13 protein-coding genes are annotated in these 13,644 nt (G+C 65.6%); all 13 read right to left on the bottom strand.

Translation table 11 applies throughout. The features are described 5' to 3' along the window. Positions 1 to 96 precede the first annotated feature (96 nt). Positions 97 to 1,194 (bottom strand): DUF932 domain-containing protein, encoded by a 1,098-nt coding sequence (locus tag AB5I40_RS35805; protein ID WP_370934602.1) that lies wholly within the window; start codon positions 1,192 to 1,194, stop codon positions 97 to 99. An 87-nt stretch (positions 1,195 to 1,281) separates the two neighbouring features. After that, complete coding sequence (locus tag AB5I40_RS35800) at positions 1,282 to 1,662, bottom strand: hypothetical protein (RefSeq protein WP_370934601.1); 381 nt, start codon at positions 1,660 to 1,662, stop codon at positions 1,282 to 1,284. Further along, entirely contained in the window at positions 1,659 to 1,949 is a 291-nt protein-coding gene (locus AB5I40_RS35795; protein WP_370934600.1) for a hypothetical protein, read from the bottom strand. Before AB5I40_RS35795 ends, AB5I40_RS35800 begins: the two co-directional genes overlap by 4 nt. A 1,493-nt stretch (positions 1,950 to 3,442) precedes the next feature. Continuing rightward, the gene (locus AB5I40_RS35790; protein WP_370934599.1) at positions 3,443 to 6,289 is read right to left on the bottom strand and encodes a LysM peptidoglycan-binding domain-containing protein; all 2,847 of its coding nucleotides are present in this window, start codon (positions 6,287 to 6,289) and stop codon (positions 3,443 to 3,445) included. A 203-nt stretch (positions 6,290 to 6,492) separates the two neighbouring features. Then, positions 6,493 to 6,864, bottom strand: coding sequence for a hypothetical protein (locus tag AB5I40_RS35785; RefSeq protein WP_370934598.1), 372 nt, complete (start codon positions 6,862 to 6,864; stop codon positions 6,493 to 6,495). Positions 6,865 to 6,905: 41 nt separating this feature from the next. Further along, positions 6,906 to 7,355 (bottom strand): TadE/TadG family type IV pilus assembly protein, encoded by a 450-nt coding sequence (locus tag AB5I40_RS35780; protein ID WP_370934597.1) that lies wholly within the window; start codon positions 7,353 to 7,355, stop codon positions 6,906 to 6,908. Continuing rightward, a complete protein-coding gene (locus AB5I40_RS35775) occupies positions 7,352 to 7,795 on the bottom strand; it encodes a TadE family protein (protein ID WP_370934596.1) in 444 nt (147 codons plus the stop codon). The genes AB5I40_RS35780 and AB5I40_RS35775 overlap by 4 nt, the downstream gene beginning before the upstream one ends. Then, positions 7,792 to 8,223, bottom strand: coding sequence for a hypothetical protein (locus tag AB5I40_RS35770; RefSeq protein ID WP_370934595.1), 432 nt, complete (start codon positions 8,221 to 8,223; stop codon positions 7,792 to 7,794). The genes AB5I40_RS35775 and AB5I40_RS35770 overlap by 4 nt, the downstream gene beginning before the upstream one ends. Then, entirely contained in the window at positions 8,220 to 9,113 is an 894-nt protein-coding gene (locus AB5I40_RS35765) for a hypothetical protein (protein WP_370934594.1), read from the bottom strand. Before AB5I40_RS35765 ends, AB5I40_RS35770 begins: the two co-directional genes overlap by 4 nt. A gap of 340 nt (positions 9,114 to 9,453) precedes the next feature. Beyond that, a complete protein-coding gene (locus AB5I40_RS35760) occupies positions 9,454 to 10,362 on the bottom strand; it encodes a pilus assembly protein TadB (protein WP_370934593.1) in 909 nt (302 codons plus the stop codon). Continuing rightward, positions 10,359 to 11,273 (bottom strand): type II secretion system F family protein, encoded by a 915-nt coding sequence (locus AB5I40_RS35755; RefSeq protein ID WP_370934592.1) that lies wholly within the window; start codon positions 11,271 to 11,273, stop codon positions 10,359 to 10,361. Before AB5I40_RS35755 ends, AB5I40_RS35760 begins: the two co-directional genes overlap by 4 nt. After that, entirely contained in the window at positions 11,270 to 12,787 is a 1,518-nt protein-coding gene (locus AB5I40_RS35750; protein WP_370934591.1) for a CpaF family protein, read from the bottom strand. Before AB5I40_RS35750 ends, AB5I40_RS35755 begins: the two co-directional genes overlap by 4 nt. Further along, a complete protein-coding gene (locus AB5I40_RS35745; protein ID WP_370934590.1) occupies positions 12,784 to 13,617 on the bottom strand; it encodes a hypothetical protein in 834 nt (277 codons plus the stop codon). The genes AB5I40_RS35750 and AB5I40_RS35745 overlap by 4 nt, the downstream gene beginning before the upstream one ends. Between the last annotated feature and the right edge of the window lie 27 nt (positions 13,618 to 13,644).

Here is a 13,644-nt window from a genome sequence, read left to right as displayed (position 1 = left end):
CGCCTCTCCCGATTGTTGTTGGGACAGGCCGACACTCCGTGTCGGCCACGGCGTCCGGGCGAGTTGTTCTCGTCCGGCACCGTGATCGCACGGGGATCAGGCCAGCGACGCGAGCACCATGTCCAGCGTGGCGACGGTCTCCGTGTCGAGCTTGTCCACCCCGCCCGTGACTGCGCGGGCCATGTTCCGTTCAGGACGCGATGCGCCGCGGACGGGCTGCGTGTGGTGGGTATAAGTGTTGACGGCCTGGACGACGCCGTACGCGGTGTTCTTCCACGGGGCGACGCGTTGGTCGTAGTTCCACAGTCGTGACAGTTCGGCGCGGTGGGCTTCCGCCAACGTGAGGCCGCGCTTGGACTTGCCGTCAATCGGCTCGTGTGCGTCGAGGAACGCGCGCCAGGCTTTGTCGCTGACTTCGGTTTCGCACAGCGCCTTGACTTCCGCTGCGAAGTCGTCGGCGACGGTGTGCACGAAGGCGAGTGCGTCGCGGATCTCGGTGATGCCCGTCTTGCTGTTCTTGCGGTGCCGGATCTTCTTCTGCAGCCCCTGCTCACGCAACCCTGCGGCGAGAGTGTTGTCGCACACCACCACGGTCACGGTGCGCTTGTACGTCGTGGAAATAGACCCGTCCAGCGATGTGCACGCCAGCAGGTTCGGCCGGAACTCCACGCCCTCAGGCGTTGTGAAGTTCTCCGGGACCTCGACGGAAACCCATGCCTGCGCACCGCCCTTGAGCAGCCCCGCTGAACCGATTTGCACGTCGCCGTCGACGATCGTGGCGACCTTGTCCACCAGCCACTCACGGTAGTTGTGGATTTCGTAGTCCGCGCCGAAGTATCCGAAGACCTCGCCGGTGTCCGCGCGGCCGACCGGGAAGCGCTTGCCGTCGGCAACCAGTGCCATGCCGTTGCCGTCGTCGTAGGTAACCGACGCGCTTCCGTCGGCTCCGGTCCAGTAGAACAATCCCGCGGACGCATGTTCTGCGCCCGGGTGATCGAACGTAACCAACGAGGTTCCCTTGACGGCGTCCCAGTAAAACAATCGCCGGTTCACGTCCTCGACGGGTACCGCACCCGCGTAGTGGTTGGGTTCCGCGCCCTGCGCGGACGCGCGGTAGTGCCATGCCTTGCCGCGCTTGTCTGTGAACCCGACCAGAGTGTTGTTGTTCAGCCACGTAAGAGTTTCCTTGGACATGTTGTTCTCCCTTGCTCGCCCTAGTTGGCGTGGCCGCGTCCTTCCGGACGGCCGCGACCAGACCGACTCGGTGCAAGGGGCACCGCGTCACACCCTGACGCTGAACGCGTTCAGGTGTTCCACGTAGTACGGACCCGCGTAGCGCGTCCACCGGCGGGATACGACGGCGACGATCGCTGCCCAGAGTCGCGGGCTGAACTCCGAAGACTCGCCTTCGACGTGTGCGCTGCGTTCGGTCAGCACGCCTTCCGGGTCTTCGTACGGGTCCAGTTCGTACAGCGAGGTCCGCCGCCGATACGGTCCCGACTCGGAAGGTTCGCCGAAGCCCTCGCGCTCCAGCCAATCGGCGCATTCGCGCGCGTTGTCGAACGTGTGCACCTCCGTGTATTCGTCGATGCGGTCGCGTTCGTCCTCGCCCTCCCGCCACGGCGCGTACTGCGCGCTGTGGACTTCAATGGTGATCTTCATCGAGCGTCCCTTTCCTCTTTCTTCGCGCAGAGGCCGGGCAGCGTCTCGGTGTGGCACCACACGGCGAACGCATCCTGGATCGCCATGCGCGATCCAGTGTTTCGCCGGTTGTATTCCAGCCACGCGAACGCGAACCCGTCGGGGACCGGCATAGGCAGCTGGCCGCCGGTGCGGCGGCATCCGTCCTCGAATCCCCACAAGTACGCGTTGCCGTTCGCGAACGTGATCGTTTCTTCCCAATCGCGCGGCAATCCGAAGGCGAACACCTTGACCTTGATCGATTCCATAGTCTCCTACTTCCTCTGACCTGATTCATGCGAACTAGCGGAACTCTCACTGTCCGGTGAAGCTGTGCTAGCAGGCGATCCCACACTTCGCACAGCGCCTGCAGACCCGCTTGCGGTCGCACAAGCCCCACTCGTGCGGCGCGTAGTCGAGATGCGCCCAGCGACCGCCAGGCCGAGCAATCAGCCACTGCGCGAACGCTTGCGGCACGCGTCGGAAGATCCCAAGGAACCGGTGATACCCCTTTGCTTTGCGGGCGTCGAACATGTAAACGAGAGGCATGCTCGTTTTCCTTTCCCTAGCGGACAGGGAGGCGCACGCGCTTCAGCTGCGCGTTGGCGGCGGCGGACGCTATGCCGCGTTTCCGCCGGGCGCGCGCTCGTGCGTGCGCAACCCTGTCAGTTAGGTGGTTCCCTCTCACAGAACCGGCACCGTGCGCCCCCGTTGCGTTCCCTGCTAGCCCTCCCTTGCCCGGGGAGCGGTCGCTAGCGTCCCGCTGGTGAGTGGCACGGCACTGTGTCCGGCAGACTCGCCAGGGTTGTCCGCGCGTCCACTGAGGACATAGGGCGCGCGGATATCGTCGCGGGTGCGTGGCTATGAAGTGCGTCGGTATCCACCCGTACGCACGGGTGCGGATGACTCACACAGTCCCCCTCACGGGGTGAGCACTCTGCGCGCTCGGCGGCTGGATTGAGAACGTACCGACTCGCTGACACTGGCGACGGGCGCGTAAGCGCGGCATTCGGTCCCGTGGATGGGACCGCGCTAGCAGTCTCCGCCTTCCCCACCTAGCCATGTCGGCACGTGAGGCATCCGCTCTGTAATTGACTTCCGACCAGAACAGGGGATTCCCTTGCGTCGTCCCGTTATCCGGGGGCCGCTGGTTGGAAAACTCGGCCGGGTCCAACTGTCCGTCCCTGCCTTGTTACATCAACCATACGACGTTACAACGACAATACAATAGGCCAACAGGGTGACGCGGTCCGAATGAATTCCCCCTGCAGTCCGGACGCCGATGGGTCGCCATATGTCCACAAAGGACTGTTGTGGGCCGGCGATAGGACACCCTTGCAGGGTGCGGGCTCCGGCAGCGGAGAACGCGAGAACGTACGCCGCCCGCACAGGGGAAACCGTGGGATGACGACGGGGGCGGCAGCCTACCGTCGCCATCCCACGACGGCGACGCCGTTCAGAAAACAGGAAGGTGCCCACCGCTCAAAATGACTGTTCAGATGCCAGCCGGCTGTCGAGTCGGGGGGCGCAGCGGCAGGCTCCACAGGCCGCTGACCTCGCGCTTAATGCTGCGGAGGGGGTTCCAGTCTAGAAGGCAACCAGAACGGACCGCAGGCGAGAACACCGTTGGGAAGCATGGAGAGCTACTCGCAAACGCGGCACATTGCCTGCGGTCAGCGGCCTTTCCGGCGCTGAACACGTCCTTGGTACCGGCTTCGCGGCTCAGCGACGGCACCGAGGATTAGCCACGCCAGTGCGGTAGTTAGCTCGCTCGCTGGCCAGTTTGTCGTCCGCCACCGCTTACAAGTTCGTTCGCAAGTTTGATTGTAGTGCCAGCCGCCACTTGGTCAATCTCGGAAAGGGACGTCTTGAGCAGTTGCAGTGTCCGGAGAATACTGTCGTGCTGGCCGAGTCGCGCTTGCAGGCGCATGAGGTCGCGATAGATCGCTTCGTTGTACGGGTCAAGCCGGCGTGCTCGTTCCAGGAGCGCGAGCGCTTCTTCGGCGTCTTCGCTTCTGACCGTACGGATGAGCGAACTGAACGCGTCAAGTACCTCACGGCGCAGCGCCTCACGTGGGCCGACAATCCATTCGGCGGGATTATCCTCGGCAAGATCGCCGCGGTACAGGTCCGTGACCCGCCTCAAGGCTTCGTTCGCCTCGGTCTGCCGGGTACGTCGACGGCTGACCGTGAGCTCGTCGTGCAACTGCCAAAGGTCCACGGTCACAGTCGTCGGGTCGAGTCCGTAGTAGTGGCCCCGCCGGACAGTGATGTCGTTGATGTCGCCGTCCGTCGCGTCGCGCAGCGTGCGCCGCAGCTGCGACAAGGAAGTATGGAAACTGTTGTAAGGGCGAGCAGTTGGAGCATCCGGCCATAGCGCAGCGTTCACGGTGTCGCGCCGGCACCCACCAGGGTATAGCGCCAGGCAGACGAGAAGTTCCTGTTGCCGTGGGGTAAAGACGTCGATGATGTCGCGATGTTCATGAGCGGGGCGAGTCAGATGGAGTTGTCCGAGCACGTTGAGATGCAGGGGTTGCTGTCTGCATGACGTCGGCGCTGAACTGGCTGTTGGAGTAGTGCGGTGTTCGCCGTTCTCGTAAGCCGCAGAGATCGTTTCGTTGGTCGTCACGACGTCTGTGTCGTCAGACTCTTGTTCCTGCGTGCCGTGGTGGGCCGTTCCCTCGGCAACCATGGCTGGTCGGTCTGGTCGCGACGATGCGAATTCGTACTCGCGGACGGACTGTCCGGGGCGGGCAGCTTCATCCGATTCACGAGGTCCCTCTTGGAAGTCTGCGACAGTGGAGGAGTCCGCGCCTTGCTCGTCTCGTTTGGGCTGTGCTGCTTGGAGCAACGCCAGCAGCTGGCGGGCGTCCGTCGCGGGCAGTGTGAAGAGCCGCACGCCGACTAGGTCATGCGCGCCGGGGCTGGACCTCTCCACAGTGCCGTCGTCGCTCACGTGAACGGTGATCCCGTCCTGTCGTGGTCCGAGGAACAGCGCCGCCAAGCGGAGCCGCGCGCCGTTGTCCAGGACAGCGCGAGCGCGGCGGTCAACGTCCTCGTTCGCTGCAGCGACCAGAAGACACAGCCCGAAGCGGGTGTCCCGCTGCTCCGGGCCTTCCGTCACCAGCTGGCGCGAGCGCGTGAGCAGTTCGGCTTCCATGAGATCGAGTGCAGCCGGCAAGGAGTCGACGATACGCAGTTGGTGCGGGAGACGATCAGTCATGTCGTGCTCGAACAGATGTCGAGCCTCGGCGATTGGACTCACGATTTGAAGCGGGACGTCCTCACTAGCCGCCTGCGCGAGCAGCGACACTGTCAATGCCCGCGCTGCGGCCACGGCGCCGGGGCCGGTGAGCCCGAGGCCTCCAGTCCGAGCGAGGTCGAGCGCGATCTCCTGTCGGTTGCGAACGGCGACCACAGTACTTCCGTCGTCGCGACCCGCGTCCTGTGCTGCGGCAAGTGTGCGGTTTCGAGTCTCGACGTCGGCCGGCTTCCCGCGATTTGACGAGGTCGGCGCGCTGTCGAGACGAGAGCCCTCGTCCGGCACTCGTGTCGCCGAGTCGTAGACGCTCCGCAAAGCACGAACTACCGGTAGGTTTGTTGGATCAGGCTGCTCAGGTGTGCCTGGTCGGTACAAGCGCCGCCGACGCAGGCGTGCGACTGTCGCTGCAAGGGTGATCAAAACCGCGAAGCCTAGCCCGACAAAACCTCCAGTCGGCAGCGATACCCCGTTCGGGGCTGCCCGATGGTCGGGGTCACCCCGGTGGTCGTCCGGTCGCGGTGGCGGCGGGAGCGTCGGAGCGTTGGGACGCGGCGCGGTCGTTGGTGGCGGGGTGCGCTGCGGCGGGGCGGGTTGATCTGGCGGGCCTAGCCGGGCGTGGCGTTCGGGCAGGAGAAGCGTCCAGCCAGGCACCACCTCGTCGGGATTGCGGAAAGTTCGCCCATCCGGTTGTCCGCGCCCGTTGTTGAGGATGGCGATGTCTGGCCAGGCGTCCGGGTCGCCGAGTTCGCGTTTCGCGATCGAGGAGAGTGTGTCGCCGGGCTGTACTTCGACGGTGTGGCCGTTGAGGACCGTCCCCTGAGGTTCCAGGAGGTGCGCGGCATCGGCCGGCAGCCACAGAGTCCATTCGGGCTCGAGTTCGTCGGGGTTCGTCTCCAGCAACGTGGGGTTGAGCCGCACGATCTCGTGATACCGGAGGCCGTCGCCCAGGTAACGCTCGGCCAGGCCCCACAGAGTGTCGCCGCGGACGACCGTGTAGGAAACCCTGTCGACCGACTGTCTGGATTCCGAAGTCGCCGCCACTGCAGCAGCTGCGCTGGGTCCCGGGGTGCCGTTGGTTTGGCGGGGCACGGCATCGGGTTGGGGATGCGGTCTGGGCGGCGCGGTCGCGGTCGCGGGTGATGCCGGTGTGGCCGCGGCAGTTCCCGCGGAGGTGGCCAAGATGACGGCGGCGACGAGTCCGGAGATCCACCGGTAAGGCGGAATGCGATACACCTGATCATGGATGCGACGGATGCCGTGCCGCACTTGGCGGATCGTTTCGGCCACGACGGACGTGACCAGCACAAGCCAGCCTGCCCAAGCGACGGCCACGATCAGCCAGGTCATGAGATCACCGGTCAGCCAGGCCCAGCGCACCGCGCTCCATACTCGTTTCGGTATCTGGATGAGCGGAACTGGTCCTGGCCAGACTTTGGGCACCAATCGAGCCGGGCTGGCCCCGAGTAAGACCAGGCAGCACGGTGTGCCGGCGAGGACAGCCAGCAGCGTGATCGCAGCAATCGTGCCTCGAATCCGCTGCATGGACGCGCTCATGGCAGGCCGCCGTCGCGCGTACCGACGCCGAGTACGGCGAGGGCAGTACCGGTGGCGGTTGCGGTGCTGCCAAGCAGGCCAATCGTGGTGGGTTCCGTGACGGTCACGGTCACGCGCACGGCTCGCGGACCGACGACTGAGACGGTGCCGGAGCGCCCGCTGCGGGCGAGGTAGGCGGTTGCGGTGTTGGCCGCGGTCGCGGTGTCGACGGCTACGAGGGCGCCGCGAGTGTTCACTGCTGTGTTCGCGGCACGGGCAGCTTCCGCAGCAATCGCATCCGCGCGTGCGATCACGCGCAACCGGGCAGAGCCGTCGACCACCAACGCCAGAACGAGCAGCAACGCGGGCACCAGGACAGCCACCAGCATGCTTGCAGAACCAGTGTCGTGGGGCGACGATGCCTGGCTGATCATTGGATGCCCCGGTAAGGGTCGGCGGGACTCGTAAAGGTGCTGGTGATCGTGCGGTTGCCGACAGGCGTGGGAAGGGCGAGGTCACTAAGCCGTACGCGACAAGTGACCCGCGCTCGCACGAGCCCGGTGCGACCTAACGCGATCTCGCTCGCATCCACCGATACGCTGACGTCGTCGCATACGAGGCCCGCTTGGGTCAGACGCGCGCGAGCAGCATCACCGCCTGCACGCGTTGCGGCCACGGTTCCCCGAGAGATCGACGCCGCCCTGGCAGCGGCGGTAGCAGCGTCGTCGACGATCTGTTGGGCTGAACTGACCCGCGCACCAACGACGATCAGCAGTCCGGCCGCGACGACTGCAATCATCAGTGCGGCGGTTTCGACGCTCACCGAACCCTCGTCGCGCAGGCGCTCTCCGGCCAGGAAGGTGCGGGATCCGCGGTTCACGAGCCGTTTCCCCCGATCGGGACAGTGAAGCGTTCCTTCACCACCTTGGCGCTGGCGGTAACCCGCAGGCTCAGATTCGGGATCGGTACGAGCCGGATGGCGGTGCCCGATACGTCCACCTGGACCGTGCCAGCGGTCATGGACGCATGCACTTCCGCTTCGGTGAGCACGCCTCGTCCCGCTCGATCAGCGAACGAGCGCGCCGCGGCGGCAGCGGTCGTCACTGTCGCGCCGACTGGGCGACCAGCGTCGGCCCCTGTTTGGGCGGCCTGGGCGGCCACCGAGTGCGCGTGCCACCAGAGACCGCCTTGGACCGAAGTGAGGATCAGCAGCAACACAAAGGGAAACAGCACAGCCAGACCGACTGACTCTGCGCCGCCATCACGGATTTTCGCTGTGCAGAACGCATGTTCGGGTCGGCATGCATCGTTGGAACTCATGAGTGAGCCTCCGCACCGTTCTGCACAGGGGTTCCTGGCTCCGACAGCGCTGACTCCGCAGATTCGGGAGGTGCGCCGTTCGCGCTGGCGTTCGTCATCGGGTTCGGCTGGCCGAAGCTTCTCGACCGAGATGAACCTGCGGTTGGCTTCTTTCGTTTGGCTCGGTGGGGTTTCTCGTCTCCCCTCCACCTACCGAGGTCTTCGGCGGGCACGTCGGTAAACCTGGCCAGCTCATCGAGACTGATAATGCTGCGGGATTCAGCCAGTACGTCGCCCAGTTCCTGTTCCACCCTGGCCAGTTGTTCAGCAACCTCTGATCGGCGTTGGGCTAGTTCCCCGACTTGCGTCGCGACCTTCGTACGGTGGTCAGTGCGGGGAACGTCGTTTTCCTTGACTCGCTGGATAATTTGTTCTTCCGTGGCAGTCATCGTTCACACCCCGTCGCCGCCGACAGGTTCGCGCCCGTCGCTAGGGGTTGTTCCCAGGGAAATCGCCCCGCTCGATTGAGATCGCGAGCGGCGGTAGCATGACAGAAAGTCTTCTGCAGAAGCGATTCTGCAGCAGCTTCTACCTCAGATGCGGGTATCCCGTGCAGAGAAACCACTTCATGCTCTGCACTCTGCGCGGCCTCGATTCCGTGGAGCTTCCGACTCCACTCCTTGGCAAGGACAACGCATCCTTCTAGGTGTCGAACGGAACTGTCCAGCTGTTGGTAGACAACGACGATGGTGCGCCCGAACGAGTCGGCGGTCTCCGACTGTTCCGGATGCCCTAGGAGCTGCCCGGCAATAGTACTAGCCGTACGAGTCCTGTCTAGGCAGCACAGGATGTCCCACGCCCGCCGTCGCACAGCGTCAGGAAGCTCCGGATCCAGCCCAGGGTGCTCTGGATTCAGCGCGAAATACTCGGCAACGTCGATCGCGCGGGCTGCGATTCCCTGTGCCACCGCGCCCATAGCCTCGAAGTCGCGAGTACGGTAGCAAAACTCACCCGGACGTTTCTCTACAAGACAACCCCGGTCCGCATGGTCGCACACGCCGGTGACGAAACACGCGACGTTCCGCCGACCACTCATGACACCGCACCACGCGACGAGGGCACCGAAAGCGGTGAACCACAACGCTTCCCCTCCTGCCGCGACACCGATGACAACCAGGCACACCCCGCCGGCCACCGTGCCGAGAGCTGTCCTCGACATAAAGGCGCGGACCATGCCTGGCCACTGTCGGGACCTGCGCGAGTTCGGGTCCCACATAATGCCGCTGGACTCGACCGCACGCTGCACGGTCGGGTCGTCGAAATCTTCTGGATAAGTCACGGTGCTCCCCTCTCCGTCGACTGGCTGGATTACTTGATCTGGGCCTGGTACTTCTCCACTGCAGCGCGAATGGCAATGGCGAGTCCGATGGCCACGGCCAGGCCGATGGCAACAAGTACCGCCTTCTCCACGGATTCCGAACCTCGGTCTCCGGACGCACGAGTCCGTGCCCAGCGGGCTTGCAGGGCAACGGTTAGGGCGAGTGACGCCTTGGCTGATATCAACGCCAGCTGCGCTTGCCCTCGCCGCGCCGCGGCATGGAAACTGTTGCAGGACATCGTTTCTGCTCCTTCGTTTGGTGCTGAACTGTTTGATGCGTTGATCTTTCAGGGTTCAAAGGCTAGGTTCCGCCGAGGAGCAGACGGTTTGCAGCCGGATACAGCACCAGGAGCAGGAAGGCGATCAGCAGCAGCGCGACGGGGAGCGCGAGGTGTTGGGACCGCGAGTTCGCATCCGCCTTGTCCGCAGCCAGCGCGGCCGCGCGGAGCGTCGCCGACTTCGCGAGCAGCGTCCGGTAGATGGCAGCGCCGTCCGCGGCAGTGGCGACGATGTCGGCGAGATCTTCGAGTTCCGCTACAGCCATCCGCCTTCCGAGCATGGCCAACGATTCCCACGGCGTCGAGCCGGCGTGCGCCGCGTGGCCGAGTGCTCGACGTATCCGGGCGAATGCCCACGAGTCACCGATGGCTGCGGCTTCGTCCAGAGCCTGACTGGGCGCACGTCCCGTGGCACGTTCCTGTGCAACGAGGTCGAGGTATGCGGCTGTGGCACGACGGAACTCCTCACGTGCCCGGCGAGCGTCTTCGCGCACGGCGAGAGCTGGTACGACCGATCCAGCTGTTGTCATGACCAAGAGCGCCAACACTGCCACTTCGGCAGGCAGTCCCATACCCGCCAACCAGGAAAGCGCGCAGACAGTTGCGCCAAGGGCCGCAGCTCCACCCGCCCAAGCCAGCCGCCGTACGAGAAAGCGCTCGGCGGTCAGGTCGAGCACGTCAAGATCACGAGCCGGGATTCCCCACCAAAGACTCGATGATCGCGCCGAGTAGCCCGCGAGCCGCCGTATCCTGCGGGCGGAGCGACTGGACGCCCCTGTTCCGTCGTCACGCTGGCGCATGCGGTCGTCCAAGTCCGCAATTGCGGCGGCGACGTCGACTGGTGCCGGACGCAACAGCGCGAGGACGACGAGCGTGACCGCGAGCCCGGCGACAATGCCGAGTACGGAGGCAGCGGCTCCCGCGCTCATCATGCCGCCTGCCCTCGAGCTGTAGCGACAGCCGTTCGCCGGGGTGCGGCCGGTGTACGGGAGTCCGCTCCGAGCAGACGCGAGGGGCGATGAGTCCGGGTCAGCATGTGCATCCACCAGCCGGCCGCGCCGAACAAGACGCCGATGCCTGCCATCACCAACTGGCCGAGCACGTCGTCGAACGGTGTGAGGAAGTCGCTGGCGAAGACGAACAACCCGGCCAGCAGGACCACAGTGATGCCGAGGATCGCACGCACGTCGGTGCGAGGCTTTGCGCGGTCGGCTTCGACATCGCGCCGAGCCACTGCTTCTCGTTCCATGGCGGTCGCGGTGGCATCGAGGATGTCGACGAGCCCGCGTCCTCCCGCACGGACCCGCAGGATCAACGTCAGGACCACTTCGTCCGCTGCTTCGTCGCCCACGTGGTCGGCGAACCCGCGGAGCGCGGCTTCCAGGCTTCGGGTGCGGAGCCTGGCCACCAGGGTCTCGATTTCGACAGCCAACGGGGCTGGCGCGGTGCGGGCCGAGCTGATGATCGCCTGCTCGAGACCACCCGCGCCGGATGCGAGCAGGTCAGCCAGCCGCCGTACCCAGGCGGCCAAAGCGTCCAACCGTGCGATCAGCCGCTGCTCGTCGTGCCCGCCAACCAGGACGGGCACCGCGGCGACCGCCGCCACTGACAGGATCGCTGCCACCGGCCATCCAGTGGTCCACCACACGATCACGCCAGCAGCCACGGCCACAACCGCCTTCCGGAGCGAGACCATGGCACTGAGCCGTTGCCAGAGCACCACTGGAAAGGCACGAGAACGCTCGACGCGGCTAGGCCGCAATACCGGCAGAAACGCGATGCCGGCGCAGCCGATCGCAAGGAAGACGGCGACACCGAACACGACTGCCCACATGCCCGTCATCGCGCACCGTCCCGGAGAACGCCGGCCGCGATCCGCATGTCTGCGGTGTCAAGCTGACGGCGGTCAAACCCGTGGCGTTCCAGCCGCTCCAACAAGGCTCGGCTCGGGGCGTATGCCGGAACCGCTCGCCCAGTACCTGGGTCCGGCTCGAACAGCCGAGTGGTGTCCGGCCGACCCGCGTCGCCGACCGGGCCGACTTCGACCACTTCTGACACACACCGAGTTCGCCGCAGGCCCGAAGGCTGGCGGCGGTCGGTTCGCGCGACGTGCACCACAAGATCGATGGCTGACGCGGTCCACTGGTGTGCGGCGTCGATCGCCAATGGTGGATTCGCCAACTGACCCAACGCGCAGATCCGGTCGAACACGGCAAGCGCGCTGGTTGCGTGAATGGTGCACATTCCGCCCGCTGCACCATTGCCGAGCGCGCGCAGCATCGCGGTCACCTCGCCGGCGCGAACTTCCCCGACGATCACGCGACTCGGCGAGTGCCGGAGAGTCTGTTTGAGCAGATCGTCCAGGGAGACTTCCCCGACCCCTTCCGCGTTCGCCGGCCGCGCCTCCAGCGGGGTGACCAAAAGGCGCGGTCCCAGGTGCAGACCGAGTTCGTACTCTTCCTCCACAGTGACGACGTGCTCGGTGTCCGGAATCTCGGCGCACAGTGCCCGGAGCAACGTGGTTTTGCCCGCGGCCGGACCACCGGAGATGATCATGTTGCAGCCCGCCCTCACCGCGGCCCGCAGAAACAGCCCGAGCGCCGGATCGAGCGTCCCGTTGGCGACCAGCTCGTCCAGGCCGACGTCGACCAGGCGGTGCCGACGGATCGCGACCCGCGGCCGGTCGGACACCTCCATCACCGCCGCTACCCGAGCACCGAGCGGCCCGCCGGCTCCGATGCGGAGATTCCCCAGTGGTTGCCCGGCGTTGAACTCCCGGGACGTCTGGCCTTGCCGCGCGAACATCGCGGCAAGCATCTCGACCAGTTCGGCATCGGTGTCCGCGACGGGGTGCGGCCACCGCTCCATGGTGCCGTCGGCCAACTCCAAGATGACGCGGTCGCATCCGTGCACATGGATGTTCTCAACGTCCTCGCGACGCAGCAGCTCTTCCAACGCACCCAGCCCGGACAACGCGGCTACCACCGCGCGGGTCAACCAGCGTTCTTCCTCCATCGGCAAAGGAGGATTCCCGGCGTGAGCGCGGCCCCGCACCCACTCACCGACAGCATCAGCGACGAAAGCGCGCATTCGCGCCTGTCGTTCTTCTTGTGACAACGGGGTTTCAAGCTGAGACTCGCCCGCGGCGGCGCGCTCCAGCCTCGTGGCAACGGATTCGCGTATTTCGCGTACGTCCTGCGGCGAGAAGTGCTCGAGAGCGTGCTGCGGATGCCCAACCGTCTGCGGTGAGACAGCGAGAGTGGGATCGATTGTGCTGAGAGGAATGGCCGCTCCGGTGGGGAGCGTGTAGTCGGCAATACTTCCGGCAGCGGGGTATCCGTTACTCGACAACGTCATCGTGTGCCTCCGGCGAGCGACCGTGCAACACGGTGTGCAGCTGCAGTGCGCACCTCGGCTGGCGTGTAACGGTGATAGGTGCGGTGAAGACGAAGTCCGGCGTCATGGGTAGCGCGCAGTAATGCGGAACGGGGTGGCAGCGCTCCCGCGTCGCGACTCTCGGACAGCACAGCCGCGGTCTTCGCATCATTGGGAACCTCAACGGCGACGTCCCGGCCGAGTGCAGTTCGGACCGCCCTGGTCCCAGCCGGAGTGGTGGCGCACACCGCCAGTGCCAGCCTTTCCGGTGCAACTCGCCGGGCAAGTTCGGTCAACACCGGCCGAGCCGCGAGCAAGTGTCGCTGTGTCGGACGCACCGCAAGCAATACTGCATCCGCTGCTCGCAACAGCGGCCACGGCGTCACGACGCCAAAACGGCCTGCATCAACGAGCGCGTCGACCGGCTGCCCCGCCTGAGTCTTGAAAGCCGCCAGAGCAGTCGTCAGCCGCATCCATCCCTCAAGTCCGAGAGCAGCATGCTGTCCCGGTGCGCTCAATCCGGCCAGCAGCCCGACATGGCGAGCCGGCGGTACCGCCTGGACGTGATCGATGAGCGAAGCAGGATCACCAGCAATTGCGTGCCGCGTCGCGGTGGCGTGCGACAGGACGCCCACGTCGGCGCGGATGCGGCCCGCGAGCATCCATTGCCCGAGCCAGCCCGGAGCAAGGTCGCCGCCATCCGGGTCGCAGTCGGCCAGCAACACCGGAGCCGGCCACGTAGCCGCGAGCGCGGCCAAGGTCGTGGTAGCGCCCGGTGCGCCTTTTCCGGAGATGATCGTGATCAGTGCCATCGTTCTCGCTCTTTCCTCTGACAACTT

This window comes from Amycolatopsis sp. cg13, from assembly GCF_041346965.1.
GTDB lineage: Bacteria > Actinomycetota > Actinomycetes > Mycobacteriales > Pseudonocardiaceae > Amycolatopsis.
The sequence above is the reverse complement of the archived record's forward strand: the minus strand, read 5'-3'. Positions and strand labels throughout refer to the sequence as shown.

Bases quoted from the DNA above. Each gene is read 5' to 3' on its own strand.
- AB5I40_RS35755 (WP_370934592.1), bottom strand. From the start codon at position 11,273: ATGACGGGCATGTGGGCAGTCGTGTTCGGTGTCGCCGTCTTCCTTGCG.
- AB5I40_RS35770 (WP_370934595.1), bottom strand. From the start codon at position 8,223: ATGACTGCCACGGAAGAACAAATTATCCAGCGAGTCAAGGAAAACGAC.
- AB5I40_RS35760 (WP_370934593.1), bottom strand. From the start codon at position 10,362: ATGATGAGCGCGGGAGCCGCTGCCTCCGTACTCGGCATTGTCGCCGGG.
- AB5I40_RS35800 (WP_370934601.1), bottom strand. From the start codon at position 1,662: ATGAAGATCACCATTGAAGTCCACAGCGCGCAGTACGCGCCGTGGCGG.
- AB5I40_RS35775 (WP_370934596.1), bottom strand. From the start codon at position 7,795: ATGAGTTCCAACGATGCATGCCGACCCGAACATGCGTTCTGCACAGCG.
- AB5I40_RS35790 (WP_370934599.1), bottom strand. From the start codon at position 6,289: ATGACCTGGCTGATCGTGGCCGTCGCTTGGGCAGGCTGGCTTGTGCTG.
- AB5I40_RS35805 (WP_370934602.1), bottom strand. From the start codon at position 1,194: ATGTCCAAGGAAACTCTTACGTGGCTGAACAACAACACTCTGGTCGGG.
- AB5I40_RS35750 (WP_370934591.1), bottom strand. From the start codon at position 12,787: ATGACGTTGTCGAGTAACGGATACCCCGCTGCCGGAAGTATTGCCGAC.
- AB5I40_RS35785 (WP_370934598.1), bottom strand. From the start codon at position 6,864: ATGCTGGTGGCTGTCCTGGTGCCCGCGTTGCTGCTCGTTCTGGCGTTG.
- AB5I40_RS35795 (WP_370934600.1), bottom strand. From the start codon at position 1,949: ATGGAATCGATCAAGGTCAAGGTGTTCGCCTTCGGATTGCCGCGCGAT.
- AB5I40_RS35745 (WP_370934590.1), bottom strand. From the start codon at position 13,617: ATGGCACTGATCACGATCATCTCCGGAAAAGGCGCACCGGGCGCTACC.